Source organism: Thauera humireducens, from assembly GCF_001051995.2.
Lineage (GTDB): Bacteria > Pseudomonadota > Gammaproteobacteria > Burkholderiales > Rhodocyclaceae > Thauera > Thauera humireducens.
Genome location: NZ_CP014646.1, coordinates 1633821 through 1660331 on the forward strand (window position 1 = coordinate 1633821; position 26511 = coordinate 1660331).

Here is a 26511-nt window from a genome sequence, read left to right on the forward strand (position 1 = left end):
TCCCGGAGAGCCCCACCCTGGAGCCGACATGTTCAACCCCAGCCGCGACCAGGTCCGCAGCTTCTTCATCGAGACCTGGCGCAAGCATCGTGCGCGCGAAGTGCTGACGCCGATGGAGACGATCGCCGCCGACATCATCGGCCTGCACCCCGAATACCATGCCATCGTCGAGGACCCGGACGCGATCGACCGCGACTTCACGCCCGAGGACGGCGCCATCAACCCCTTCCTGCACCTGTCGCTGCACCTTGCGATCGAGGAGCAGCTGTCGATCAACCAGCCGCCGGGCATCCGCGCCGCCTTCGACGCCGCCTGCGAACGTCGCGGCGATCGCCACGCGGCCCTGCACGATGCGCTGGAATGCCTGGGCGAAACGCTGTTCAATGCTCAACGTAGCGGCGCCCAGCCCGACGGCCTGGCCTATGTCAGCTGCCTGAAGAAGAAGGCCGGTATCGGCTGACAGCCGTGTGGCGGCGTTCAGCTTCGGTTCAGGCAGCGTTGGCGATACTGCACGCGTCCCCAACGGACCCACGACAGTCAAGGAGCCCAGCATGAACATCCGCCCCGCCCTCACCGCCACCATCGCCGGTTTTGCCTTCGCCGTACTGGCCGCCACCACGCTGCAACCCGCCGTCGCCCACGCCTCGGACGACCGGGCCCGCACAAGCGAAGTCCGCCAGTTGCGCGAAAGCGGCAAGATCCTGCCGATGGAGGACATCCTCACCCGCAGCCGTGCCGCACAGCCCGGCCAGGTCGTCGAAGTCGAACTCGACCGCGAGGACGGTCGCTACGTCTACGAGGTCAAGATCATCGACGACACCGACAAGGTGCACAAGCTCGAGATCGACGCCGCCAGCGGCGAAGTCCTGAACCGCAAGGCGAAGTGAGCCATGCGCCTGCTGGTCGTCGAGGATGACTGCCAACTGAGCGAACGCCTGCGTGCGCGACTCGAGCAGGAGGGCTACGCCGTTGATGTTGCCACCGATGGCATCGACGGCGCCCATCTCGGCGCCAGCGAACCCTACGACGCTGCAGTGCTGGACCTCGGCCTGCCGGGCAAGCCGGGCCTGGAAGTGTTGAAGGACTGGCGCCTCGCCGGCAGCCGCCTGCCAGTCCTGATCCTGACCGCGCGCGACGGCTGGGCCGAGCGCGTCGAGGGACTGCAGGCCGGTGCCGACGACTACCTCGGCAAGCCTTTCCACGTCGAGGAGTTGCTCGCGCGGCTGCAGGCCCTGCTGCGCCGCACCGCAGCCACGCCGGCCGTGGAACTGCGCGCCGGCCCGTGGCGGCTGGACGAGGCGCGCCAGTGCCTGATCGGCGCTGACGCCCGCGAGCAGACACTCACCGCCACCGAGTTCCGGCTACTGCGCTACCTGATGCGCCACCCGGGCGAAGTACTGTCGAAGACGCAGCTCTACGAACACATCTACGACTACGGCGCCGAGCACGACAGCAACGTCATCGAGGTCTATGTGCGCCGCCTGCGCAGCCTCATCGGCGCCACGCATATCGAGACCCGGCGCGGCCAGGGCTATCTTTTCCATCCATGAACTGCCCGGCTGAAACAGCATGATGTCCCTGCGCAACCACCTGTCGTTCGCCATGGCGGCGGTACTGGTCGCCGCCGGCCTGCTGCTGGCGCTCGCCCTGCAGGATTTCCCGCGCCGCCTCGTCGAAGACTACGTCGTGTCGCGCCTGCAGCACGACGCCGATTTGCTCTACGTGCGGGTGCTGGATGCCAGCGACCCGGAAACCGCCGCCCAGGGCGCCGCCGGCACGGTCTACCAGCTGCCGCTGTCCGGCCACTACTTCCTGATCCGCATCGGCGAGGGCCCCTGGCTGCGCTCGCGCTCGCTGTGGGACGAGGACCTCGCCGTTCCGCTGCCGGACGCGCGCGGCGAGGCCGTTTTCCGCCTCGACGGCCCGGCGGAACAGACGCTGCTCGGCTACGCGAAGCGCTTCCCCTCGCCCGCGGGCGGCATCCTCGTCGTCGTTACCGAAGACGTCGCCCGCCTCGATGCGGCCATCGCCAGCTTCGGCCAACGCATGCTCGTTGGCCTGGTCCTCGCGCTGCTCCTGCTGCTGGTGCTGCAACGGCGCCTGCTGCTGCGCGGACTGGCACCGCTGCAGGACGCCGTTGCCGCATGCCGCCGCATCGAGCGTGGCGAGCCCGCCGCGCTCGACAGCACCGCGCCGCGCGAAGTGCAGCCCATGCTCGATGCGGTCGATCGCCTCGCCCGCCATCACGCGCAACGCCTCGGCCGCATCCGGCACGCGGTGGGCAACCTGTCGCATGCGCTCAAGACCCCGCTCGCCGTGCTGCAGCATCGCGCCGACGAACTCGCTCATCAGGGGCACGACGACCAGGCCCGCGCCATCCAGGCCCAGGTCGACGCCATGCGCAACACCGTAGAGCGCGAACTGCGTCGCGCCCGCCTCGCCGGCGGCGGCCCGACCAGCGCGGGCTTCGACGCGCGCAACCAGCTGGAAGCCCTGGGCGAGGCCCTGCGCCGGTTGCATGCCGGCCGCGCGCTCGACATCGTCCTCGAGGTTCCCGACCGGCACTACCCGCTCGATCGCGAGGACATGCTGGAACTGTTCGGCAACCTGCTCGACAACGCCTGCAAGTGGGCACGCTCGCGCGTCGTACTGCGAGTCGCCAGCGCGGTCGAGGCCCCGGACGCGCTCGCCTGCACCATCGAGGACGATGGCCCCGGCGTGCCGCCGGACATGATCGGGCGCCTCGGCACGGCCGGTCTGCGCAGCGACGAACAGCGCCCGGGCCACGGCATCGGCCTCGTCATCGTCGGCGACATCGTCACGCAGTACGGCGGCAGCATCGACTACGCGCCCTCACCCACGCTGGGCGGCCTGCGCGTGTCCCTCCGCCTGCCGCTCTAAGCGCCCACCCGCTTCGCTCAGCCGCTACAATCGATCGTCCCTGCAGGCTCGCGCCTGCCCCGGACCCGCAAGGCGGCGTGATCCCGCGCCCCGCGGCCAACAAATCTGGAGGTGACCATGCCCGGACTGCTGCCCGACGTCGATCCCGATGGCCTGCTCGAATACTCGGTGGTCTTCACCGACCGCTCGCTCAACCACATGTCCAAGGCCTTCCAGGGCGTGATGCGCGACATCTCCGCCACGCTGAAGAAGGTCTACAACGCGAGCTCCGTCGCCGTGGTCCCGGGCGGCGGCACCTTCGGCATGGAAGCCGTCGCGCGCCAGTTCGCCACCGGTCGGAAGGCACTCGTCATCCGCAACGGCTGGTTCAGCTACCGCTGGACGCAGATCTTCGACATGGGCGGCATCCCGTCCGAATCCGTCGTGCTCAAGGCGCGCCCGGTCGCACCCGGCCCGCAGGCTGCCTTCGCACCGGCGCCGATCGACGAGGTCGTGGCCGCGATCCGCCAGCACCGCCCCGACGTGGTATTCGCCCCGCACGTCGAGACGTCCGCCGGGATGATCCTGCCCGACGACTACCTGCGCGCGGTCGGCGACGCGGTCCATGAAGTCGGCGGCCTGTTCGTGCTCGACTGCATTGCCTCCGGTGCCATCTGGGTCGACATGCAGGCCTGCGGCGTCGATATCCTCATCAGCGCACCGCAGAAGGGCTGGACGAGCTGGCCGTGCGCGGCGATGGTGATGATGAGCGCCGCGGCGCGCGAGCGCATCGACGCCACCACCAGCACCAGCTTCGCCGCCGATCTGAAGAAGTGGCTGCAGATCATGGAGGCCTACGAGGCTGGCGGCCACGCCTACCACGCCACCCTGCCCACCGACGCACTGGTGCGCCTGCGCGACGTGATGAAGGAGACCGAGTCCTACGGCTTCGACAAGGTCAAGACCGAGCAGCAGGAGCTCGGCCACCGTGTGCGGGCACTGCTCGAGTCGCGCGGCATCCGCAGCGTCGCCGCCGAAGGTTTCAAGGCACCGGGCGTGGTCGTCAGCTACACCGAGGACGACGGCGTCAAGAGCGGCGCCCGATTCGCTGCGGCTGGCCTGCAGACCGCCGCCGGCGTGCCGCTGCAGTGCGACGAGCCCGCCGACTTCAAGACCTTCCGCATCGGCCTCTTCGGACTCGACAAGCTGCACGCGATCGAGCGCACCGTGGCGAACCTGGCGCGCGCACTCGACACGCTCGGCTGAGCCCGGCAGGCCGACCAGGACGGCTGCACGCCGGATGCGACGCCCCCGTCGCGTTCAGCGTGCATTCAGCTAGCCCCACGCATGATGGCGTCACGGTCGAAGCAAGACCGCAGACCCATCAAGGAGAAGCCATCATGCGTGCCACCACCCTCATCGCCACCCTCGCCCTGACGGGCGGCCTCCTCGGCGCCGGCGCCGTCTTCATGCCGGCCATGGCCCAGACCGCGGGCACAAGCGCAGCGACCCAGGCCAGCTGGCTGACGATGCAACAGGTTCAGACCAAGCTCGAAGCCGCCGGCTACCGCGATTTCGAGAAGATCGAGCGCGACAGCGACAAGTACGAGGTCAAGGCCACCGACCCGCAGGGCAAGCGCGTCGAACTCGACATCGACCCGATGACGGGCGACGTCCTCAAGACGGAAGTCAAGCGCAGCAAGTAAGGCCCTGACGCAGGGGGTGCAGGCAATGCCCGCGCCCCCTTTTCACTTCGCACCCGGGAGCCTCACCATGATCTCCGTTCTGTCCGGCTTCATTGCCATCCTCGCCCTCGCCTGGGGGCTCAATGCGGCTGCCCTCGATGGCGGCCAGACTTCCCTGCCCTGGCTGATCCGCGAACAGGGCCTGTACCTGAGCGGCCTGCTCTCCATCGGCCTGATGTCGCTGGCGATGGTGCTGGCCACGCGCCCCGTGATCCTCGAGCGGCCGCTCGGCGGCATGGACCGCATCTTCCGCCTGCACAAGTGGGCGGGCATCCTCGCCGCGGTGTTCGCCGCGCTGCACTGGCTGATCGAGATGTCGGACGACCTCATCAAGGCCCTGTACGGCCGCAGCGGGCGCCCGGCGGAAATGGCGTTCGGCGGCCTGCTCGAGACCTTGCGCGACGCCGGCGAGGAACTGGGCGAGTTCGCAATCTATCTCGTGCTCGGCATGATCGTGCTGAGCCTGTGGAAGCGCTTCCCGTACAAGTTCTGGCGCCATCTGCACCGCGCCATGCCGGCGCTCTACCTGCTGCTCGCCTTCCATGCCGCAGTGCTCGCCCCGCTCGACTACTGGTCGCAGCCGGTCGGCATGTTGCTGGCGCTCCTGCTCGCTTCGGGCACGGTCGCCGCGGTCATCGCGCTCAGCGGGCGCATCGGCCGCGGCCGTCGCGTGCAGGGCGAGGTCACGGCCGTGTCCTCGCCGGCCCCGGATGTGACCGAAGTGGTCTGCCGCCTCGGCGGCGAATGGCGCGGTCACCGTGCCGGCCAGTTCGCCTTCGTCGCCTTCACCGGGCTCGACCGCTTCGAGGGCGCCCATCCCTTCACCATCGCCAGCGCCGATCATGGCGACCGCACGCTGACCTTCCAGATCAAGGCCCTGGGGGACCACACCCGCCAGCTCGCAGGCCGGGTCGCCGTCGGCCAGCCGGTCACGGTGGAAGGCCCCTACGGCCGCTTCGTGCTCGAGCGCCGCGACCGCAAGGCCCGTCAGGTCTGGGTCGCGGGGGGCATCGGCGTGACGCCCTTCCTCGCCTGGCTGGACGAACTGCGTACGCGCCGCGACACCGCCGTGCCGGTGGAACTGCACTACAGCACGCGTGCCGCGACGCAGGACCCCTTCGTCGCCCGCCTCCAGACCCTGTGCGCCGACCTGCCGGACGTAACGCTGCATGTCCATGACAGCAGCGCAGGAACCGGTCTCAAGCCCGAGGCGTTCGCCACGGCGCAGGCGGACGGGACGCGCACCGAAGTGTGGTTCTGCGGCCCATCGGGCCTGGGCGACCAACTGAAGGCGGCACTGGCCCGCCTGTGGAACCGCCGCGTGCGATTCCACCGCGAAGCCTTCGAAATGCGCTGAAGCCGTTGCAGCAAGGACAAGGCCGCCCGCGTCATTGGCGCGGGCGGCCTTGCTTCATGGTCTTCAGCCGCTCATACGATCACTCAGCGACCGCCTCCCCCCGGACCCATGCCGCCCCGCTGTCCCATGCCACCACCGGGGGCCATTCCGCCTCCAAGTCCCATGCCGCCGCGCATCGGAGGCTCTTCCGGCAAGGTCACGCCACGCTCGCGGGCGCGCTCCACCATCAGCTTGTGATGCTCGCTGCGGACCTGCTCACGCTCTTCCAGGGTCCTGGCCGAGCGCATCCTGATGCGATGCTCGGCACGCTCCTCGGGCGTCATGATCTGCGAGCCGTAGATCGGCGCGTCGTCGGGAACCGGCGGCAAGTCGCCCTGCTGGGCAAACGCCGTGCCTGCGAGCAGCAGTGCAGCGGCAACGCTCGTCAGATAACGGTGATTCATGATCCTGTCCTCCATGATTGGTTACACATCGGAAACACGCCCAGACCGCCTCGGCAGGCCGTACGGAACCCTTTGCTCGATTCCAATCTAGGTCACGCCACCGCGCACATCTGTATCCACGTGTAGCGCACGCCGCGCGGGCCGTCACGACACGGCCTGCCTGCGCAGCTCCCACTGCCTGACCAGCGCGAACAGCACCGGAATCACCGCCAGCGTGAGCACGGTGGAAGACACCATCCCACCCACCATCGGCGCCGCGATGCGGCTCATGACCTCGCTGCCGGTGCCCGTGCCCCACATCACCGGCAACAGGCCGAGGATGACCGTGATCACCGTCATCATCTTCGGCCGCACGCGGCCGGCCGCGCCCTCCATCACCGCGGCATAGAGGTCGGCCGCCGAGGGGATGCGGCCCTGCGCTGCGCGTTCCCCACGCACGCGTGCCCAGGCCTGATCGAGGTAGATCAGCATGATCACGCCGGTCTCCGCCGCGACGCCGGCGAGCGCGATGAAGCCCACCGCCACCGCAACGCTCATCTGGTAGTCCAGCCACCACATGAGCCACACGCCGCCGATCAGCGCGAAGGGCACCGACAGCATCACGATCAGCGTCTCGGCCAGACGGCGGAAGTTCAGGTACAGCAGCACGAAGATCAGCGCCAGCGTCAGCGGACCGACGACCGCCAGCTTCGACTTGGCCCGCTCCATGTTCTCGAACTGTCCGCTCCAGGTGGCGTAGTAGCCGGGCGGGAAGCTGACCTGCGCGGCCACCGCCTGCTGCGCGCGGGTGACGAAGGCGCCGAGATCGGCCTCGCGCGTGTCGACGTAGACGTAGGCGGCCAGCATCGCATTCTCGGTGCGCACCGCCGGTGCGCCGCGCACGATGCGCACGTCGGCGAGCTGGCCGAGCGGCACCGGGCCGGTTGCGGTCGGCACGAGCACGCTGGCGGCAACGCGCGTCGGGTCGTCGCGCAGCGCGCGCGGGTAGCGCACGCTGACGTTGTAGCGCTCCAGCCCCTCGACAGTCGTCGTCACACGCTCGCCACCGAGTGCCGTCGCCAGCGTTTCCTGCACGCGGTCGATGGTCAGGCCGTAGCGCGCCAGCTGGTCACGACGCGGCTCGATGTCGATGTAATAGCCGCCCGCGACGCGCTCGGCGTAGGCGCTACTGGTGCCGGGCACGGCGCGCACCGCGGCCTCGACCGCCTTCGCCACCTGCTCGAGCGTTTCGAGGTCCTTGCCGAACACCTTCACCCCCACCGGTGTGCGGATGCCGGTCGACAGCATGTCGATGCGGGCCTTGATCGGCATGGTCCAGGAGTTGGCCAGGCCGGGGAACTTGAGCGCCGCGTCCATCTCGGCGATCAGCGCATCCACCGTCATGCCCGGCCGCCACTGCTGCTGCGGCTTGAGGTTGATGACGGTCTCGAACATCTCCAGCGGCGCGGGGTCGGTTGCGGTATTTGCGCGGCCGGCCTTGCCGTACACCGACTCGACCTCGGGGAAGGTCTTGATGATGCGGTTCGTGGTGGCGAGCAGACGCCCGGCCTCGGTCACCGACATGCCCGGCAGCGCGGCCGGCATGTAGAAGATCGCTCCCTCGTTGAGGGTGGGCATGAACTCGCTGCCGAGCTGGCGCGCCGGGATCAACGTCACCGCCATCGCCAGCAGTGCGAGCGCGAGCGTCGTCAGCTTGAAGCGCATCACCAGCGCGATCAGCGGGCGGTACATCGCCACCAGCACGCGGTTGATGGGGTTGCGATGCTCGGCCACGATCCGTCCGCGCACGAAGAACAACATCAGCACGGGCACCAGCGTCACCGACAGGAAGGCCGCGCCGGCCATGGCGAAGGTCTTGGTCCAGGCCAGGGGCGAGAACAGCCGGCCCTCCTGCCCTTCGAGTGTGAACACCGGCAGGAAGGAGACGGTGATGATCAGCAACGAGAAGAACAGCGCCGGCCCCACCTCGCGGCAGGCGCCGATCAACACCGCCGCGCGCTTGGCTGCGGTCGCGCCCTCGTGCAGGGTCTCCAGGCGCTTGTGCGCGTTCTCGATCATGACGATGGAGGCGTCCACCATCGCGCCGATGGCGATCGCGATGCCGCCCAGGCTCATGATGTTCGAGCCGATGCCCAGCGCCTGCATGCCGATGAAGGCCACGAGGATGCCGAGCGGCAGCGTCACGATGGCGACCAGTGCGCTACGCACGTGCAGAAGAAAGACCACGCACACCGCGGCGACGATCAGGCTTTCTTCCAGCAGCGTCCATTTGAGGTTGTCGATGGCGCGCTCGATCAGCGTCGAGCGGTCGTACACCGGCACGATTTCGGCACCTTCCGGCAGGCCCGGTGCCACCTCGGCGAGCTTGGCCTTGACCGCGGCGATCACGTCGAGCGCGTTCTGGCCGAAGCGCGCCATGACGATGCCGGAAGCGACCTCGCCCTCGCCGTTCAGCTCGGCCAGGCCGCGCCGCTCGGCCGGCACCCATTCGACTCGGCCGACATCGGCGATGCGCACTGGCGTACCGCCGTCCATCTGCAGCACGATGCCGGCGATGTCGTCCGCGTCGCGCAGATAGCCGCGGCCGCGGACCATGTACTCCTTCTCGGCCAGCTCGATGACGCGTCCACCCACATCGCGGTTCGACTCGCGGATGGCGCGCGTCACGTCGTCGAGTGTGATGCCGTAGCCGGCAAGCCGGTAGGGATCGACCGTAACCTGGTATTCGCGCACGAAGCCGCCGACGCTGGCGACCTCGGACACGCCCTCGGCCTGCGTCAGCTGGTAGCGCAGATACCAGTCCTGCAGGCTGCGCGTGTCGGCCAGGGACATGTCGCGGCCGGTGACGGCGTACTGGTACACCCAGCCGACGCCTGTGGCATCCGGCCCGATCTGCGGCGCCACGCCCTGCGGCAGGCGCGCCGCCGCGGTGCTCAGGTACTCCAGCACGCGCGAGCGCGCCCAGTAGATGTCGGTGCCGTCCTCGAAGATCACATACACGTAGGACGCACCGAACATCGAGAAGCCGCGTACCACCTTCGCCCGCGGCACGGCCAGCATCGACGTGGTGAGCGGATAGGTGACCTGGTCCTCGACCACCTGCGGTGCCTGGCCGGGGTAGTCTGTGTAGACGATGACCTGCACGTCCGACAGGTCGGGCAGCGCATCGAGCGGCGTATGACGGATCGCGTACAGGCCGGCGCCGATCAGGAACAGCGTCGCCAGCAGTACCAGGAAGACGTTGCGTGCCGACCAGTCGATCAGGCGGCCGAGGGCGCCCCCCTCGCCGGCCTCCGCCGCCTGCGAGCGCGCCGCGTCGGCTCGTTCCGGATGGCCGGCCTCGCGCACCGCCTCAGTCATGACGATGCTCCGCCGCCGGGGTCGCGGCGTCGCCAGGGCCTTCGATGCGGGTCACGACGTAGTCACCGGGTCCGCGCTCCTCGAAGCGGAAGCGGATCGGCGCCCCCGGCGCGAGACCGCGCACCAGTTCCGGCGACGCCAGGCCGAAGTCCATCGTCATCTCCGGCCATTTCAGCGCCGGGATCTCGCCGTGGGTCAGGGTCACGCTACCCAGTTCGGCATCGAAGGCCTCGAAGCGGCCTTCGGCCTCATGGACCGGCGGCGGCGCAGCGGCCTCGTTCATGTTCGACAGCGCCGCCCGCAACTGGCTTTCTGAGTCGATCAGGAAGTTGGCGGACACCACCACGCGCTCGCCGGCCTGCACCCCCTCGCGCACCTCGACGAAGTCCCCGCCGCGTGCGCCGAGCCGCACCGGACGCGGCTGGAAGCGCCCCTCGTCCAGCGCCATCAGCACCACCTGGCGCTCGCCGTCATCGATGACGGCCGAGGCCGGCACGACCAGCGTCGGTGCCACGCCGCCGGTCTCCAGTTCCACCCGGGCGAACATCCCGGGGCGCAGCACGCCGTCGGGGTTGTCGAGTTCGAGCCGCAGCGGCGTGCTGCGCGTGGAGGTGTTGAGCGTCGGGTAGAGGTAATCGACCCGCGCCTCGAAGGCCCTGCCGGGGAAGGCGTCCAGCGTCACCTGTGCATGCTGGCCGGGCCGGATCTGCGAAAGATCGCGCTCATAGACGTCGGCGACGACCCACACCCGCGACAGGTCGGCGATGCGGAACAAGGCCTCTCCCGCGGCGAAGCGCGCGCCCTCGATCGCGGCCTTGTCGAGCACGATGCCGGCAACCGGCGCATGCAGGGTCTGGCGCGGTCCGGCCTGGCCCCCCACCTGGAGGTTGCGCAGGCGCGCGCGCGTCGCCTCGGCCAGGCGCGCGGCGGCCTCGCCCGCCACCGGGTCGGCGCTGCTGTCGCGCTGCAGGCGCTCGGCGATGCGCAGCTCCTCGCCGGCCGACTGCAGCTCGGGGCTGTAGGTGCTGAACAACGGCTGGCCCTTGCGCACGACATCGCCCACGGCACGCACGTGAAGGCGTTCGATCCAGCCGTCGAAGCGCGGCGCCACCACCGCCTGCGCGCGCTCGTCGATCTCCACGCGGCCGCTGGCTCGGATCGGCACTGCCAGCGTGCGCGACTCGACCACCGCGGTCCGAACCCCCAGCGTCTGCACGCGCGCCGGGCTGACACGGACCACGCCGGCGTCGTCGGGCTGTTCGTCGGCATAGACCGGGATGTAGTCCATGCCCATCGAATCCTTCTTGGGGACGGGCGACGTATCGGGCAAGCCCATCGGGTTGCGGTAATAGAGGATCGTGCGTTCGCCCGTTGCGGATGCCGCCGCCCCCTGATCCACCGCGCCGGCCGGGGTCCCAGCCGCTGCGCCGCTGCGGGCGTCGGCCGGCACGCCGAGGCCGGTGCCGGCCCAGTATCCCCCGCCCGCCGCCAGCGCGGCGACCACCACCAGCGCACCCATGCGCGTTCCCTTGTTCACTTCGTTTCCCCAGACAGTTTCTCGATCTCGCTGAGTGCAAGACGGGTTTCGATCTCGGTCTGCAGCAGCCGCTCGCGCACAGCGATGAGCTGGCGTTCGGCCTCGAGCACGCTATCGAAGTCCGCCTGCCCGCCGACCAGTGCCGCACGCGCGGCGTCACGCGTGGCGAGTACCTGCGGCAGCAGGCTGTCGCGCAGCAGACGCAGGCCATCCCGACCGCCGCCATAGCGTGCCCAGGCCGCGCCGAGTTCGCCGACCGCAGCATCCGCGCTCGCCTCGCGACGCGCCTCGGCCGCCGTCAGCATCAGCTCCGCCTCGCGTTCGCGCGCCCGGCGGCTACCCTGCTGCAGCGGGATCATCACTTCGAACATCAGGTCCCAGGACGGGCGCCCTTCGTCCGGCCGGTTGTAGGTCAGCCCGACGCTGAAGTCCGGCGCGCGTTCGCGGTAGGTGCGCGCCCGCTCGGCGCGGGCGACATCGACGCCCTGGGCCGCACTCAGCACCTCGGGACTGCGCGCGCGGGCGCGCTCGAACAGCGCGCCCGCATCGAGCGCATCCGGCAGCGGCGCAGGGTCGGCCGGGGGCAACAGTGGCGCATCGGGTGCGCGGGCAAGCAGGCCATTCAGCATCGCCACCACGCCGCGGCGCGCCTGCTCACGCGTCAGCAGCACCAGTCGCTGTTCGCTGATTTCGCGCTGCGCGCGCAGCACGGCCTGCTGCGGCAGCAGGCCAAGGCGATAACGTGCCAGCGCCAGCGTCTCGAGCTCCTGCAGCAGAGCCAGCGCATCGCGAGCCAGGGCCAGCTCGCGATCGGCGGCGTAGTAGCGCAGCCAGGCGGCCTCGATCGCCGCCGCCCGCTCGGCCCAGCCGGCATCGCGCATCGCCGCCGCACGGCGGGCCTGCGCCTCGGCCGCCTCCGCCGCCAGCTCACGCTTGCCCCAGCCGGGCAAGGGCTGCACCACACGATAGCGCGTCTCGCCGACCTGCCCCGGCAACACGGAGGCCGAACGGCCGTTCATGGTGTTGGTGAAATCCATCAGCTCCAGCTCGAAACGCGGATCGGGCAGCGCGCCGGCCGGCTCGACGCGCTCACGCGCTGCCTCAGCCTCGGCGCGATCAGCGGCATACGCCGGGCTGTGCGCCCGGGCATGCTCGATCAGGGCGCGCACATCGGCGCCGAGCGCAGTGCCTTCCGTAGCGCCCGAGTCAGCCCCGAAAGCCGTGACGGGCGCAGCAAGAGCACAGGAGAGCAGGCCGGCAAGCGCACGCATTCGAATGCTGAATGGAGGGGGCTTCATCGGCGGCATGGACAGCGATGGGCGTCTGGGGAAGGCATGCACAGCTCGAAAACGTCGGCTGCCATGCAGCGGGACCAGGTCAAGGCAGGCGCTCCAGCTCGACCACGGTGAAGGTGCTGCCGACCTTGTCGGCGATGAAGCGGATGCTGTCGCCGGCCTTGACCTGCTCGAGCATGGCAGCGTCGGCAACGACGAAGGCCATCGTCATCGGCGGCATGTCCAGGCGCGGCAGGGGCCCGTGGGCGATCGTGATCTTGCCGGCCGTCCTGTCCACCTTGCGTACCGTGCCTTCGGAATGGTCGCTGGCCGCGGGCGCCGCAGCCCGAGTCGCACCATGGCTGCTGTGGCGATCGTGGCCCGACTGCGCCAGCGCACCGGCCGGCACCGCCAGGATCAGCGTTGCCGCCAGCAGCGGGAGGTGAAGTGCCTTGTTCATGTCGGATCTCTCGCATTGCGTTGGGGTGACGACATGCTGCCCCGCCCTCCCCGTCCACACCCTGACGCCCGGATTACATCTCTGTAATGTGGCGTCCGCCGGCGCGCCGAGAGGGCACAATGGGCTCGCATCTGGCAAGACCTTTTCCAAACCCGCAGCGACATGAAGATCCTGATCGTCGAAGACGAACCCAAGACCGGCGACTACCTGCGCCAGGGCCTGGCCGAGGCCGGCTTCGTCGTCGACCTCGCCCGCGACGGACTGGACGGCCTGCATCTGGCGTTGAACGGCGACTATGCGCTGGTGGTGCTGGACGTGATGCTGCCGGGGCTGGATGGCTGGGGCGTGCTGCAGACGCTGCGTCGCGGCGGGCGCGAGATGCCGGTGCTGTTCCTCACCGCACGCGACCAGGTCGAGGACCGGGTGCGCGGCCTGGATCTCGGCGCCGACGACTACCTCGTCAAGCCCTTCGCCTTCTCCGAACTGCTGGCACGCGTGCGCACGCTGCTGCGCCGGGGCCGCAGCAAGGAACCGGATGTGCTGCGCGCCGCCGACCTCGAGCTCGACCTGCTACGCCGGCGCGTGCTGCGCGGTGGCCAGCGCATCGACCTGACCGCCAAGGAGTTCGCCCTGCTGGAACTGCTGCTGCGGCGCCAGGGCGAGGTGCTGCCGCGCTCACTGATCGCCTCCCAGGTTTGGGACATGAACTTCGACAGCGACACCAACGTGATCGAAGTCGCCGTGCGCCGGCTGCGCGCCAAGGTCGACGACGCCTTCGAGCCCAAGCTGATCCGCACGGTACGCGGCATGGGCTACGTGCTCGAAGTGCCGGAATGCTGAAGATGCCGCCGCGCCTGTCGCTCACCGCCCGCCTTGCGCTGCTGTTCGCTCTGCTCACCGCAAGCCTGCTGATCGTCGTCGGCGTCGTGCTGGGCCGCGCGGTCGAGGCACACTTCGATGAACTCGACACGCACGAGCTGGCCGGCAAGCTGACGCTGGTCGGCAACCTCGTGCGCGAAGCCGGTTCGGATGCCGGCCAGCACCTCGATGCGGCCTTCGCCGGTCAGGATACGGTTGGCCTGCTGCTGCGCGCGGCCGACGGGACGGTGCTGCACGCGATCCAGCCCGGCGCGTTCACGCCTGCCCATCTCGCGGGTGCGGCGCTGACGCAGGGCGGCGAAGGCTGGCACTCGGGACCACGCCAGTTCATCGGTCGCGAGCTTGCAATGGAAACGGGCGGCGACACCGGCGATGCACTGCGCGTGGCCGTGGCGCTGGACATCTCCCACCATGCGCACTTCCTCGACGAGGTACGACGCGGGCTGTGGCTGGGCATCTCCGCGGCCGCGCTGGTCGCCGCCCTGCTCGGCTGGTTCGCCGCGCACCGCGGGCTCGCTCCGCTGCGGCGGGTGACGGCGACCGCGCGCGGCCTGTCGGCCGAACGCCTGTCCCAGCGCCTGGACGAGACCGGCGCCCCGGCCGAAGTCCGCGACCTGGTCGACGCCTTCAACGGCATGCTCGAACGGCTGGAATACTCCTTCACCCGCCTGTCGGACTTTTCTGCCGACATCGCACACGAACTGCGCACACCCGTCTCCAACCTCATGACGCAGACCGAGGTCGCCTTGTCGCGCGCACGCACCAACGAGGAATACCGCGAGGTGCTCGCCTCCAACCTCGAGGAGTTCGAGCGCATCGCGCGCATGGTCGGCGACATGCTGTTCCTTGCCCAGGCCGAGAACGGCCGCCTGCCGCGCCCGGTCGAGACCGTCGCGCTCGACGATGACGTCCGTGCGCTGATCGAGTTCTACGAGGCACTGGCGGAGGAACGCCAGGTGCGCATGACGATCGAAGGCCGTGCCTGCGTGACCGGCGACAGGCTGATGCTGCGGCGCGCGGTGTCGAACCTGCTGTCCAACGCGCTGCGCCATACGGCGACGGGTGGCACGATCGACATCCTGATCGAGGATGGCATTCGTGGCGGGAACGATGCCGTCACCCTGTCGGTCTGCAATACCGGCGACACCATTCCGCCGGACCAGTTGCCACGCATCTTCGATCGCTTCCATCGCGCCGGAACGAACCGCGCGCGTCACGGTGAAGGCGCGGGCCTCGGGCTGGCGATCACACGCTCGATCGTGCTCGCGCATGGCGGCGACATCGTTGCCACCTCGGCTGACGGCCTGACGCGGTTCACCATCACGCTGCCGCGCGCCACGGATGTGCGCCCCCCATTTTCCGAAACGACAGGAGTCTCCCCATGAAACCCCGCCGCCCTTCCCTTCGCACCCTGCTGGCCGCCACGGCGATCGGCCTCGCCACCCTCGGCCACGCGACGGCCGCCGATGACGAGGTGACGATGTTCAAGGACCCCAACTGCGGCTGCTGCGGCAAGTGGGCCGAGCACATGCGCGCCAACGGCTTCAAGGTCAAGGAAGTCGCCACCAGCGAGATGGGTGCGATCAAGCGCACGGCCGGCGTCCCGCAGCCGCTGGGTTCCTGCCATACGGCCAAGGTCGGCGGGTACGTGGTCGAAGGCCACGTGCCAGCGGCCGACGTCAAGCGCATGCTGGCCGACAAGCCGGCCATCACCGGCATCTCCGCCCCCGGCATGCCGATGGGTTCGCCCGGCATGGAAGGCCCTTACCCGGCCGACCGCTACGACGTCGTGAGCTTCGACGCCCAGGGCAAGACCGCGGTGTTCGCCAGCCACTGAGCAGGCCGAGGTGCCGCCGCGCTCAGTCGCCGACCTTGAGTGTCCACAGGTGCGCGGCGACCAGCGCGCGCCACGGCGAGAACGGCGCCAGCCAGCGCTCGGCCTCGCGCTCGCCGATTCGGTCGGACGATCCGATCAGGTGCTGCAGGCCGCGGCGCACTGCGGCGTCGCCATGCAGCGAACCGTCCAGCCAGCCGAAACCGCGCAGCAAGGCGTAGTTGACCGTCCACGGCCCGATGCCGCGGATGGCGAGCAGGCGGGCACGGATCTCATCGACCGGCAGCGCCGAACTTGCATCCCCCTGCAGGCCTCGCCCCATCCAGTCGTCCAGCGGCAGTTCGCCCTCGACCTCCGCGCGGGCCAGCGTGAGCAAGGCCTCGGCCTTGGTCTGCGAGCAGCCGGCCACGCGCAGGGCGCCGGCATCGAGCTGCAACAGGCTGGACGCGTCCGGGTAGCACATCAGACCGCTGGAGTGCTGCCGGCCCACGGCCAGGATGAGCTTGCGCCGCAGCGCGACCGCCGCGCCGAGGCTGACCTGCTGGCCGACAATCGCCCAGCTCAGCGCCTCGAAGGGAGTGGCCGCCTGCGGCACGCGCAGGCCGGCATTGCGTGCGAGCAGCGGCCCGAGCTGCGGATGCCCGGCATGGGCGCGCTCGAAGGCCTCGACCGGTTGATCGAGGCCCAGCATGTGGCGCACGAGTCCGGCAAGCGCGTCCTGTGCATCGGCATCGCCGGCGTTCGCCCCGTCCACGCCGTCGATGACGCAGCGGGCACGCAGTTCAGCGCGGTTGACGCGAATCTCCAGACAGGCGGGCCGCCCCTTCCACACCAGCCCTTTGTCCAGCCCGGTCCCGACATCCGATTCGAACGTGCGTTCTGCAAGCTGCTGCGGGTCGCGGCGATGGAACGCGAGCACGTCCGCCATGCGAAAGCCCTCGGGCAAGGGCAGGCGACAGTGCAGCGCGTGCGCTGTCATGGCCGGGCAGCGCGCTCGGCCAGCCGGCGTTCGCGCGCGACGAAGCCGACCTTGATCTCGCGGGCGCGCAGCTGCCCGCAGCCGGCATCGACGTCCTGTCCGGCCGAGCGCCGCAGCTTGGTCAGCACGCCGCGCTGATGCAGCCAGCGCGCGATGTCGGCGGCCTTTTCCCAGCTCGGGCGGCGGAAGTCGAGCCCCTCGACGGTGTTGAACGGGATCATGTTCATCACCGCGTACTTGCCGGCGAGCAGGCGGACGATGCCTTCGAGTTCCTCGGCGCTGTCATTGACGCCGTCGAGCAGCGTCCATTGGTACTGGATGGGGTAGCCGGTGGCCCGTGCGTAGGCCTCGCCCAACTCGACCAGCGCCTCCGGGTCGATGCGTGGCGCGCGCGGCAACAGTTGCGCACGCAGCCCGGCGCGCGTGGTGTGCAGCGACAGCGCCAGTGCGGGCTTCACGCGCATCTGCGGCAGGCGTTCGAACACGCGCTCGTCACCCACGGTGGAAAACACCAGATTCTTGTGCGGAATGGCACCGTCGGTGCCGAGCGTCTCGATCGCCTCGACGACGTTGTCGAGGTTGTGCGCCGGCTCGCCCATGCCCATGAACACCACCTTGTGCACCCGGCGCAGGCTGCGCGCCAGCGCCACCTGGGCGACGATCTCGGCACTGCCGACCTGGCGCAGCAGGCCGTCCTTGCCGGTCATGCAGAAGACGCAGCCCACCGCACAGCCGACCTGGGTGGACACGCACAGACCGTCGCGCGGCAGCAGCACGCTTTCCACCGTCTGGCCGTCGGCCAGCTCGACGAGCAGGCGGGACGAGCCGTCCTCGCCCGGATGCTGCGAACGCAGGCGGGCGAGTCCGTCGAGCTCGGCGGTGAGCGCAGGCAGGGCCTGGCGCAGTGCCAGCGGCAGGAAATGTTCCTGCGGACGCGGGCCACCGTCGAGCGGCAGGCGTTGCAGCCAGGCCCGCATCAGGCGGTCCTCGTGACAGGGTTTGGCGCCCAGTTCCCGCAGGCGGGCGCGAAGGGTTTCGATGCGCATGGGGCCGGCATCCTAGCACCCGCGGGCGAGCGCGTCAGTGGTCTCCCGCACGGGGCGGATGCTGGGGGGAACGCAAGCCTGCGGCCCTCACCCTCAACGCTTCACATACAGCCCCTTCTGCGCGCCGTACCAGGCCGCGAGGTCGGCCATGTCCTGCTTCGACAGGGCCTCGACTTGCGCCGCCATGATCGGGTTCCTGCGCTTGCCGGCCTTGTAGTCGAGCAAGGCCTGCAGCAGGTAGTCGGTGTGCTGGCCGCCGATACGCGGGAAAGCCGGGGTGGGACTGTTGCCGTCCGCACCATGACAGGCTGCGCACACTTCCGACTTCTCCTTGCCCCGCATCGGGTCGCCCGCTGCATGCGCGGACACGAGGGCCGCGGACATCACCACGACACCCAGGCCCCGCAGCAGGCCCGGGAACGCACTCCGTCGATCGAATCGCATGGCTCGACTCCTCAGCGCGCGACGCTGTAATAGGCGGCCAGATCGGCCATGTCCTGGTCGGACAGTCCCCCGGCAACGCCCTGCATGGTCGGATGACTGCGTTCGCCGGCCTTGTAGGCCTGCAGCGCAGCGACGATGTATTCCGGATGCTGGCCGCCCAGCTTGGGCACCGAATAGACCTGTGGAAAGGTGGTGCGATAACCCTCGATGCCATGACAGCCGACGCACATCGAGATCTTGCCCTTCGCCGCCTCGGCATCGCCCTCGACCGCCAGCGCAGGCCAGGCCGAAGCCGCAAGCGCCAGACCGCAAACCAGATATCGTCCCTGCATGGTGAATCCTCCGTTGGGGGGATGCTGCACAAGCCGTTGTCGATAAGATCTGTCCCAGGCCGGGCAATCGCTATTCATCATGCCTAACCTGGCGCGGCTGTTTCGCCGGTTTTCCGTAACGCTAACGGTATAATCATTTGTAAATAAATCAGAGGATTCCCGAATGTCCACCCTTCGCTTCGAAGGCACTGCCGATTACGTCGCCACCCCCGACCTGATGCTTGCCGTCAATGCGGCGATCCGTCTGCAGCGTCCGCTGTTGATCAAGGGCGAACCGGGCACGGGCAAAACGATGCTGGCCGAGGAGGTCGCGGCCGCACTGGGGCTGCCGCTGCTGCAGTGGCACATCAAGTCGACGACCAAGGCGCAGCAGGGGCTGTACGAGTACGACGCCGTCTCCCGCCTGCGCGACTCGCAACTTGGCGACGACCGCGTCAAGGACATCGGCAACTACATCGTCAAGGGCGTGCTGTGGCAGGCCTTCGAGGCCGAACGCCCGACCGTGGTGCTGATCGACGAGATCGACAAGGCCGACATCGAGTTTCCCAACGATCTGCTGCGCGAACTCGACCGCATGGAGTTCCATGTGTACGAGACGCGCGAGACCGTCCGGGCACGGCACCGGCCGATCGTGTTCATCACCTCGAACAACGAGAAGGAACTGCCCGACGCCTTCCTGCGCCGCTGCTTCTTCCACTACATCCGCTTCCCCGACCGCGACACGATGCAGCGCATCGTCGACGTGCACTTCCCGGGCATCCGCAAGCAACTGCTGACCGAGGCGCTCGAGGTCTTCTTCGGCCTGCGCGAGGTGCCGGGACTGAAGAAGAAGCCCTCCACCTCCGAGCTGATCGACTGGCTGAAGCTGCTGGTCGCCGAGGACATCCCGCCCGAAGCGCTGCGCAGCCAGGACGGCAAGGTGGTCGTTCCGCCGCTGCATGGTGCGCTGCTGAAGAATGAACAGGACATGCACCTGTTCGAGCGCCTCGTGTTCATGTCGCGTCACAACCGCTGAGCTGCTGCATGCGCATGTTCAAGGGCATTCTCGACTGGCTGTTCGGACGTTCCCGCAACGCAGCGCAGCGGCCGGCGCCGACGGCGGAGCCGGCGGATTTCGAGCGGCTCAACCGCAATGCGCCGCTGCGCGACGCGACGCTGCGCGAGGACGTGCCGTCGGGCGTCGGCACCTTCCTGTGCCGTGAAGCCGTGCTCGGCCGTGACCAGCGCATCGCCGGCTACCAGTTCATGCTGCAGGAGAGCACCCGCAACCGCATCCAGCTCAGCAGCCGGCGCATCCACCACCTCTACGCCGAAGTGCTGGTACGCAGCCTGGTCGGCGCGAATATTGCCCAACTGCTGGGGCACCGGCGCGCCTTCCTCGAGGTGCCCGACTCCTTCCTCGGACACCCCTGTCTCGACGAACTGCCCGCGGCCCAGGTGGTCCTGATCGCCGCCCCTCACCATGAACAGGGCTGTGTACCGCCCGAGACACTGCGCCCGGTCGTGGAGGCGCTCAAGCGTCGTGGCTTCGGCTTCGCCCTGCCCGACCCGCTGGTCATCCGCGAATATGGCCCGCTACTGCCACTGGCCGACATGATCGTCGTGCGCGCGCCGGCCCTCGATGCGCGGCACGGTCTGCAACTCACCGGCCTCCTCAGCGAGGGCGCCCCGAACGCACGCCTGCTCGTCCGCGATCTCCCCTCGCTCGAGGATTTCCGCTTCGCCTTCAAGATGGGTGCCGCGCTGTTCCAGGGCCCCTTCATCACCAGCCGCGAGGACTGGAGCGAACACGAACTCGGCCCCGATGCCCTGCGCATCGCCACCCTGATCGGGCGCCTGCGCCAGAACGCCGAGACCCGCGAGCTGGCGGCGCTGCTCAAGGAAGACGGCGCGCTGTCGCTGCGCCTGCTGCGCTACGTCAACTCCGCCGCCAACGCGCTGCCGACGCCCGTCTCGTCCATCGAGCACGCGCTGGCCATGATCGGTCACGAGCGCCTGCACCGCTGGCTCGTGCTGCTCGCCTGCAGCACCGACGGCCGCAATGCGCGCGCCGCCTCGGCGCTGGAAACCGCGCTCATCCGCGCCCGCCTGATGGAGCTGCTCGGTCACGATTGCCCGCAACTGAAGGCCGACGCCCTGTTCCTCGTCGGCCTGCTCTCGCTCGCCGACGTGATCATGCAGGTGCCGCTGGACAAGGTGCTCGCCCCGCTCGCGCTCGACCCCGACATCGAGGCTGCATTGCGGCACGGCGCGGGGCCGCTGTTCCCGCTGCTCGAACTCGCGATCGCCTGCGAAAACGGTGACACCGACCCCGCGCGCCTGCACGACCTCGCCGAGGCCCGCGGCATCTCCGCGCAGCAGGCCTCGGACTGCCACCTCAAGGCCATGCTGTGGGCCATCGAGCTCAACATCTGAGCCCGGCCCGGGAGCCTCGACGATGCTGATCGACTTCTTCCTGCACCTCAAGGCACGCAAGCTGCCGGTGTCCACGCGCGAGTTCCTGACCCTGCTCGAGGCGCTGCAGGCGCACGTTTGCGGCCCGTCCATCGACGATTTCTACGTGCTGGCGCGCGCCTGCCTGGTCAAGGACGAATCGCTCTACGACCGCTTCGACCAGGCCTTCGGCGAGTATTTCAAGGGCGTGACCGAGATCCCGGGCCTCGAAGCCGAGCTGCCGGAGGAATGGCTGCGGGCGATGGCGAGGAAGCACCTGACGCCCGAGGAACGCGCGAAGCTGGAGAAGCTCGGCTGGAAAAAGCTGATGGACGAGTTCCGCAAGCGCCTGGCGGAACAGAAGGGGCGCCACCAGGGGGGCAACAAGTGGATCGGCACCGGCGGCAGTTCGCCCTTCGGCAACAACGGCACCCACCCGGAAGGCATCCGCATCGGGGGTGAATCGGCCGGCAACCGCACGGCGGTCAAGGTGTGGGACAAGCGCGAGTTCCGCAACCTCGACGACTCGGTCGAGCTGGGCACGCGCAACATCAAGGTCGCGCTGCGCCGGTTGCGCCGCTTCGCGCGCCAGGGGGCGGCCGAGGAACTCGACCTGGACGGCACCATCGCCGCCACCGCGCGCAACGCCGGCTGGCTCGACCTGATGATGCGCCCCGAGCGCCACAACGCGGTGAAGGTACTGCTGTTCCTCGACGTCGGCGGCTCGATGGACGACCACATCAAGGTGTGCGAGGAACTGTTCTCCGCCTGCCGGCTGGAGTTCAAGCACCTCGAGTACTTCTACTTCCACAACTGCGTCTACGAAGGCGTGTGGCGCGACAACCAGCGGCGCCATGCCGAACGCACGCCGGTGTTCGACGTCATCCACAAGTACGGTCCGGACTACAAGCTGATCTTCGTCGGCGACGCGACCATGAGCCCCTACGAGATCCTGCACCCGCATGGTTCGGTCGAGCACATGAACGCCGAGGCCGGTGCCACCTGGCTGCGCCGCCTGCTCGACGCCTACCCGGCCGCTGCCTGGCTCAACCCCGAGCCCGAACGCCTGTGGGACTACCGCAAGTCGATCGAACTGATCCGCCAGATCATGGCCGACCGGATGTACCCGATGACGCTCGACGGCCTCACGCGGGCGATGCAGGGCCTGTCGAAGAAGCACTGAGGGCAGCGCGCGCCGCAGCGCCCCGGGTCAGGCATCAGCGGCGCAGGCTGAGCGCCCAGGTCGCCAGGCTGAACAGCATTCCACCGGCCACCGTCAGCGCCAGGGGTGTCGGGCTGGCCTGCACGCCATGGCCGACGATCATGCCGGCGCCGGCGCCGAGCCCCATCTGCACGAAACCCATCAGCGAAGCCGCCGCGCCAGCCATCTTCGGGTAGCCCGCCAGCCCCAGGGCCGCCGCATTGGGCATCACCAGGCCGATGGCCATCGTCACGCCCCACATCGGACCCATGATGGCGGCCGGATGATGCACGCCCGCAAGCGCCAGCACGGCCATCAGCAGCCCGCAGGCCGCACCGAGGAAGACGCCGCTGCGGATCATTTCTTCGGCCCCCAGTCGCCGTGACAGCCGCGCGGACAGCACCGAGCCGACCATGAAGCCGGTGACGTTGGCGCCGAACGCAAGGCCCATCTGCTGCGGCGACATGCCATACAGCTCGATGTAGACGAAGGGCGAGCCCGAGATGAAGGCGAACAGCGCGGCAAAGGCGCCGCAGCCGGTCAGTAGTGCGCCGCGATACACGCGGTCGGCCAGCAGCACGCCGTAGTTCGCCACCATGCGCGACGGGCGCATCGCGTGCGGGTCGGGGTGGCGGTTGGTTTCCTTCAGCACCGTCTCCACCATCACGGCCAGCACCAGGCCGTAGCCGGTCAAGGTGAAGAAGGTCGAGCGCCAGCCGAAGGATGCGCTCAGCCAGCCACCGAGGACGGGCGCCGCGAGCGGTGCCAGTGCGGTCGCCGTCGCTACGTGCGACAGCACGCGTGCCGCCGCGTGCGGACCATACACGTCGCGCACCACCGCCCGCCCCAGCACCGGTCCCACGCAGGCGCCGAAGGCCTGCACCAGCCGCGCTGCCACCAGGGTCTCGATCGTCGGCGCCAGCGCACAGGCGGCCGACGACAGCACGAACACCACCATGCCCCACAGCATCACCGGCCGCCGCCCGAAACGGTCGGAGAGTGGACCGATCAGCAGCTGTCCGAAGCCGAAGCCGAGCAGGTAGACCGACAGTGTGAGCTGCGCCCCGGCCGTGTCGGTGCCGAGGGCACGCCCGATGGCCGGCAGCGCCGGCAGGTAGAAATCGGTCGACAGCGGACCAAGGGATGTGAGCGCGACAATGAGGACGGCGAGCAAGACGCTGTGTTGTACGGGCATGAAGATCGATTCAGAAGGTGAGCGCGAACCACTCGGTGAGGCTGCGTGTTTCCCCGCTCGCCGAAAGCGCCCGATCGATGACGTCCTGGTTGCCCCACACGACGTCGTCCAGCTCCCCCTGCGCCACGCGCGCCTCGATGTCACTGCAATAGAGCCCCAGCTCGCGCTGCACGTAGAAGCCGTAGGTGCGGCAAGCCACGGGTCGGTACGCGTAGACGGGACAGGCACCGCTCTCGCGGTCGAGCATCGGGCACACGATCGGCGCGCTCGCGCCATGGCCCAGCAGCCCAACCGCGTCCCGGATGGCCTGCAGGCGCTGCGGGGGGAGCGTCCGCAGGCCCTCCAGCAACAAACCCCATTCCGCCGCCGTCAGGCGCGGGACATCCGCCAGCCGACGGCAGCAGGTGTCACAGCCCTTGCTGCAGGGCCAGTCTGGGCGTGTGTGCCGTATCGCGCCGACGCGGGCGTCGACATCGGCGTGGAGACGGAACAGCGGGGATCGTTCGGGCATGGCACTGATGAGGGAGGAATGACCGGGCATCGGACCAGGTGGGTCCGGGCGCGCATTGTAGCGCGCCAGGCCGGCAGGCTTTTCGTCCATGCATGTGCGGCATTGCACAAACGTCACGACCTTACTCAAGTAGAATGCTGGGTCCCGCCGAAACGCCCGGATTGAGCCGCTTCTACGCCGCCCACTGCCGCGGCACCGTCCCCGAAAAGACCAGACCCGAATGCGCCCGATCCTGCGCCTGATGATCGTTTTGCTGCTCGCCGCCGTGCTCTCGCCCGCCGGGGCGATGTCGGTGACCTTCATCAACCCGGGGAAGTCGAGCGAGATGTTCTGGCACACCTCGGCACGTGCCGCCGAAGAAGCCGCCCGCGCGCTTGGCGTCGACCTCGAGCTCATCTACCTCGAGCGCCAGCATCTCGCCGCGCTCGAGGTGGTGCGCGGACTTGCCGCGCGCCCGGCCGAGCGGCGTCCGGACTACGTCATGCTGGTCAACGAAGGGGGCGTGGCGCCCGAAGCGCTGCGCATCCTCGACGAGGCCGGTCTCAGGACCCTGCTCGTCTATAGCGGCATACAGGGTGCCCAGGAACGCGCGCTGGTGGGCACCCCGCGCGATACGTACCGCCACTGGCTCGGTTCGATCGAGCCGCGTGCCGAGGAGGCCGGCTACCTCACCGCGAAGGCCCTCATCGACAAGGGCCGTGAAGCGCGTGCCTTCGGCCCCGACGGCAAGCTGCACCTGCTGGCGATCGCGGCCGACCGCGCCACGCCAACCTCGATCCGGCGCAGCGAAGGCATGCGCAAGGCGGTCGAGGAAGCCGGCGACGCGGTGCTGGACCAGGAGGTGTTCGGCGCCTTCAGCCGCGAGAAGGCCACCGAGCAGAGCGCCTGGCTGTTCCAGCGCTTTCCCCACGCGCGACTCGTGTGGGCGGCAAACGACCAGATGGCCTTCGGTGCCATGGCATCGTGGGAAGCGCGTGGCGGGCAGCCCGGTCACGACGCCTGGTTCAGCGGCATCAACACCTCGGGCGAGGCCATGAAGGCGCTGCGCTCGGGTCGCCTGACGGCGCTGTCCGGCGGGCACTTCATCGTCGGCGCCTGGGCCGTGGTGATGTTGTACGACTACCATCACGGTGTCGACTTCGCCGACAGCGAGGGCCTCGAACTGAGCGCATCGGTGTTTCCGCTCTTCAGCGTACGCGATGCCGGCACCTTCGAGCGGCGCTACGGTAAGGGCCACTTCGACGCCATCGATTTTCGCCGCTTCAGCAAGGTCCACAACCCGGCAATCACGCGCTACGACTTCGGCTTCCGCCAGTTGCTGAAGGGACGCGGCACGCCATGAGCGACGCCCCGACCCATTCGATCGCCGCCCGACTGGCAAGGCGCATCCTCCTCTACGCCAGCGCCTGCGCACTGCTCATCGGCGGCGTGCAGACGCTGCACCTGTCGCAGGAAGTGAGGCAGCGCTTCTCGCAGTCGATCGAGGCAGCGGGCCTGACCCACGTGCCCCTGCTGTCGGTCGCCGTGTGGGACATCGAGCCCGATACCATCCGGCGCCAGTTGCACCAGCTCGCCAGCCAGCACGCGATCGGCCACGTCCGCCTGGTGACCGACGTCGGACGCGTCTTCGAGGCGGGCGACCCGGATGCACGCGACTTCACCGAAGCGCGGCGCTTCGACGTGCCCAATCCGACCCTGCAGGGCGAACCCATCGGCACGCTCGAGATCGTCGCCGACACCCGCGCGTTCTACCGCGAACTGGCGACCACCATCGGCGTCGGCCTGCTCGGCTACGCCGTGCTGACGCTGCTGATGTGCGGCCTGGTCCTGGTCGCCTTGCGGCGCGAGCTGGGTCCGCTGCGCCACATCGCCGAGTTCGTCAAGACGCTGTCGCCCGAACGGCTGACCACGCCGCTGACGGTCGACCGCGGCCCGCGGCATCAGCGCGACGAGATCGACCTCGTCGTCGAGGGCTTCGAGATCCTGCAGCGCGGCATCGACAGCCACATCCGCAACCTCGACCATCAGGTGGCAGCCCGCACGCACGACCTCGAAGCCGCACTGGCCTCGATCCGCACGCTGTCGACCACCGACACGCTGACGGGCTGCTTCAACCGCCGCCTGTTCGACGAACGCATCGCCGACGAAGTCGAGCGCGCCGACCGCTACGGGCGCCCCCTGTCCATCGTGTTCGCCGATGCGGACCACTTCAAGCGCATCAACGACACCTGGGGCCACAACGCCGGCGACGAGGTGCTGCGCGCGTTCAGCGCGAGCCTGAAGGCCCAGGTCCGCGACCACATCGACTGGGTCGTACGCTACGGCGGCGAGGAGTTCGTGATCGTGCTGCCCGAGACCACGCTCGACCGCGCCCGCGCGCTGGCCGAGCGCATCCGCGTGGTGGTGGAATCCGAGCCGCTCACGATCGACGACAGGCCGATCCGCCTCACGGCGAGCTTCGGCGTGGCGCAATACGCGCCGGGCGAGGCGCTGGCCGACTGGATCGACCGCGCCGACAAATGGCTCTACCTCGCCAAGGAACAGGGGCGCAACCGCGTCTGCGGCTGAGGCCCGGGACACCGCTCACCCCCGCCCCGTCCA

26 protein-coding genes are annotated in these 26511 nt (G+C 69.2%); 15 read left to right on the top strand and 11 right to left on the bottom strand.

Going from position 1 to position 26511, the window contains the following annotated elements:
- Positions 1-28: 28 nt before the first annotated feature.
- The 7 genes from AC731_RS07795 to AC731_RS07825 all read left to right on the top strand — a co-directional run bounded on the left by AC731_RS07795 (position 29) and on the right by AC731_RS07825 (position 5982).
- Positions 29-460, top strand: a complete 432-nt coding sequence (locus AC731_RS07795; protein WP_048704906.1) for a DUF1841 family protein — start codon at positions 29-31, stop codon at positions 458-460.
- A 91-nt stretch (positions 461-551) separates the two neighbouring features.
- The gene (locus AC731_RS07800; RefSeq protein WP_048704908.1) at positions 552-887 is read left to right on the top strand and encodes a PepSY domain-containing protein; all 336 of its coding nucleotides are present in this window, start codon (positions 552-554) and stop codon (positions 885-887) included.
- 3 nt (positions 888-890) lie between these two features.
- Positions 891-1550 carry a response regulator transcription factor gene (locus tag AC731_RS07805; RefSeq protein ID WP_048704910.1) on the top strand — a complete coding sequence of 220 codons (660 nt, stop codon included), beginning with the start codon at positions 891-893 and terminating at the stop codon, positions 1548-1550.
- Positions 1551-1569: 19 nt separating this feature from the next.
- Positions 1570-2901: a sensor histidine kinase gene (locus tag AC731_RS07810; RefSeq protein WP_048704913.1), complete on the top strand. Its 1332-nt coding sequence runs from the start codon at positions 1570-1572 to the stop codon at positions 2899-2901.
- Between the two features lie 117 nt (positions 2902-3018).
- Positions 3019-4146 carry an aminotransferase class V-fold PLP-dependent enzyme gene (locus AC731_RS07815; RefSeq protein ID WP_048704915.1) on the top strand — a complete coding sequence of 376 codons (1128 nt, stop codon included), beginning with the start codon at positions 3019-3021 and terminating at the stop codon, positions 4144-4146.
- Positions 4147-4280: 134 nt separating this feature from the next.
- The gene (locus AC731_RS07820; protein WP_048704917.1) at positions 4281-4586 is read left to right on the top strand and encodes a PepSY domain-containing protein; all 306 of its coding nucleotides are present in this window, start codon (positions 4281-4283) and stop codon (positions 4584-4586) included.
- A gap of 67 nt (positions 4587-4653) precedes the next feature.
- Positions 4654-5982 carry a ferredoxin reductase family protein gene (locus AC731_RS07825; protein WP_048704920.1) on the top strand — a complete coding sequence of 443 codons (1329 nt, stop codon included), beginning with the start codon at positions 4654-4656 and terminating at the stop codon, positions 5980-5982.
- 83 nt (positions 5983-6065) lie between these two features.
- On the opposite strand, the gene AC731_RS07830 is transcribed toward AC731_RS07825, so the two are convergent.
- The 5 genes from AC731_RS07830 to AC731_RS07850 form a co-directional block, all read right to left on the bottom strand.
- Positions 6066-6425, bottom strand: coding sequence for a hypothetical protein (locus AC731_RS07830; RefSeq protein WP_004262168.1), 360 nt, complete (start codon positions 6423-6425; stop codon positions 6066-6068).
- Between the two features lie 144 nt (positions 6426-6569).
- Positions 6570-9785 (bottom strand): efflux RND transporter permease subunit, encoded by a 3216-nt coding sequence (locus AC731_RS07835; protein WP_048704922.1) that lies wholly within the window; start codon positions 9783-9785, stop codon positions 6570-6572.
- Complete coding sequence (locus AC731_RS07840) at positions 9778-11304, bottom strand: efflux RND transporter periplasmic adaptor subunit (protein WP_048709875.1); 1527 nt, start codon at positions 11302-11304, stop codon at positions 9778-9780. The genes AC731_RS07835 and AC731_RS07840 overlap by 8 nt, the downstream gene beginning before the upstream one ends.
- 14 nt (positions 11305-11318) lie before the next feature.
- Positions 11319-12620, bottom strand: a complete 1302-nt coding sequence (locus AC731_RS07845) for a TolC family protein (protein ID WP_237266621.1) — start codon at positions 12618-12620, stop codon at positions 11319-11321.
- A 79-nt stretch (positions 12621-12699) separates the two neighbouring features.
- Positions 12700-13056, bottom strand: a complete 357-nt coding sequence (locus AC731_RS07850) for a copper-binding protein (RefSeq protein ID WP_048704925.1) — start codon at positions 13054-13056, stop codon at positions 12700-12702.
- A gap of 162 nt (positions 13057-13218) precedes the next feature.
- Between AC731_RS07850 and AC731_RS07855 the strand changes: the two genes are divergently transcribed.
- Genes AC731_RS07855 through AC731_RS07865 form a run of 3 tightly spaced genes read left to right on the top strand, consistent with a single transcriptional unit; the run spans position 13219 to position 15772 of the window.
- Positions 13219-13896, top strand: a complete 678-nt coding sequence (locus AC731_RS07855; protein WP_004262155.1) for a heavy metal response regulator transcription factor — start codon at positions 13219-13221, stop codon at positions 13894-13896.
- Positions 13890-15320: a heavy metal sensor histidine kinase gene (locus tag AC731_RS07860; RefSeq protein ID WP_004262152.1), complete on the top strand. Its 1431-nt coding sequence runs from the start codon at positions 13890-13892 to the stop codon at positions 15318-15320. Before AC731_RS07855 ends, AC731_RS07860 begins: the two co-directional genes overlap by 7 nt.
- The gene (locus AC731_RS07865) at positions 15317-15772 is read left to right on the top strand and encodes a DUF411 domain-containing protein (protein WP_004262149.1); all 456 of its coding nucleotides are present in this window, start codon (positions 15317-15319) and stop codon (positions 15770-15772) included. Before AC731_RS07860 ends, AC731_RS07865 begins: the two co-directional genes overlap by 4 nt.
- A gap of 22 nt (positions 15773-15794) precedes the next feature.
- Here the strand turns inward: AC731_RS07865 and AC731_RS07870 are convergent, their stop codons facing one another.
- From AC731_RS07870 to AC731_RS07885, 4 genes are all read right to left on the bottom strand, one after another.
- Positions 15795-16748 (bottom strand): DNA-3-methyladenine glycosylase family protein, encoded by a 954-nt coding sequence (locus AC731_RS07870; protein ID WP_004262146.1) that lies wholly within the window; start codon positions 16746-16748, stop codon positions 15795-15797.
- The gene (locus tag AC731_RS07875; protein WP_004262143.1) at positions 16745-17794 is read right to left on the bottom strand and encodes an RNA methyltransferase; all 1050 of its coding nucleotides are present in this window, start codon (positions 17792-17794) and stop codon (positions 16745-16747) included. The genes AC731_RS07870 and AC731_RS07875 overlap by 4 nt, the downstream gene beginning before the upstream one ends.
- A 93-nt stretch (positions 17795-17887) precedes the next feature.
- Positions 17888-18238 (bottom strand): c-type cytochrome, encoded by a 351-nt coding sequence (locus tag AC731_RS07880; protein ID WP_004262141.1) that lies wholly within the window; start codon positions 18236-18238, stop codon positions 17888-17890.
- An 11-nt stretch (positions 18239-18249) separates the two neighbouring features.
- The gene (locus AC731_RS07885; RefSeq protein WP_004262139.1) at positions 18250-18570 is read right to left on the bottom strand and encodes a c-type cytochrome; all 321 of its coding nucleotides are present in this window, start codon (positions 18568-18570) and stop codon (positions 18250-18252) included.
- A gap of 163 nt (positions 18571-18733) precedes the next feature.
- Here AC731_RS07885 and AC731_RS07890 point away from each other — a divergent pair, with 163 nt between their 5' ends.
- The 3 genes from AC731_RS07890 to AC731_RS07900 are packed head-to-tail and all read left to right on the top strand — an operon-like array spanning position 18734 to position 22186.
- Positions 18734-19585 (top strand): AAA family ATPase, encoded by an 852-nt coding sequence (locus tag AC731_RS07890; protein ID WP_048704930.1) that lies wholly within the window; start codon positions 18734-18736, stop codon positions 19583-19585.
- Positions 19586-19593: 8 nt separating this feature from the next.
- Positions 19594-20985 (top strand): EAL and HDOD domain-containing protein, encoded by a 1392-nt coding sequence (locus tag AC731_RS07895; protein WP_237266622.1) that lies wholly within the window; start codon positions 19594-19596, stop codon positions 20983-20985.
- 22 nt (positions 20986-21007) lie between these two features.
- On the top strand, positions 21008-22186 hold the full coding sequence (locus AC731_RS07900; RefSeq protein WP_048704932.1) for a vWA domain-containing protein: 1179 nt from the start codon (positions 21008-21010) through the stop codon (positions 22184-22186).
- A 34-nt stretch (positions 22187-22220) separates the two neighbouring features.
- Here the strand turns inward: AC731_RS07900 and AC731_RS07905 are convergent, their stop codons facing one another.
- Positions 22221-23399 carry a multidrug effflux MFS transporter gene (locus tag AC731_RS07905; protein WP_048704934.1) on the bottom strand — a complete coding sequence of 393 codons (1179 nt, stop codon included), beginning with the start codon at positions 23397-23399 and terminating at the stop codon, positions 22221-22223.
- A 10-nt stretch (positions 23400-23409) separates the two neighbouring features.
- The gene (locus AC731_RS07910; protein ID WP_082794273.1) at positions 23410-24000 is read right to left on the bottom strand and encodes a YkgJ family cysteine cluster protein; all 591 of its coding nucleotides are present in this window, start codon (positions 23998-24000) and stop codon (positions 23410-23412) included.
- Positions 24001-24130: 130 nt separating this feature from the next.
- Here AC731_RS07910 and AC731_RS07915 point away from each other — a divergent pair, with 130 nt between their 5' ends.
- Positions 24131-25252 carry an ABC transporter substrate-binding protein gene (locus AC731_RS07915; protein ID WP_082794274.1) on the top strand — a complete coding sequence of 374 codons (1122 nt, stop codon included), beginning with the start codon at positions 24131-24133 and terminating at the stop codon, positions 25250-25252.
- Positions 25249-26478, top strand: a complete 1230-nt coding sequence (locus tag AC731_RS07920) for a sensor domain-containing diguanylate cyclase (protein WP_048704935.1) — start codon at positions 25249-25251, stop codon at positions 26476-26478. The genes AC731_RS07915 and AC731_RS07920 overlap by 4 nt, the downstream gene beginning before the upstream one ends.
- Positions 26479-26511: the final 33 nt, after the last annotated feature.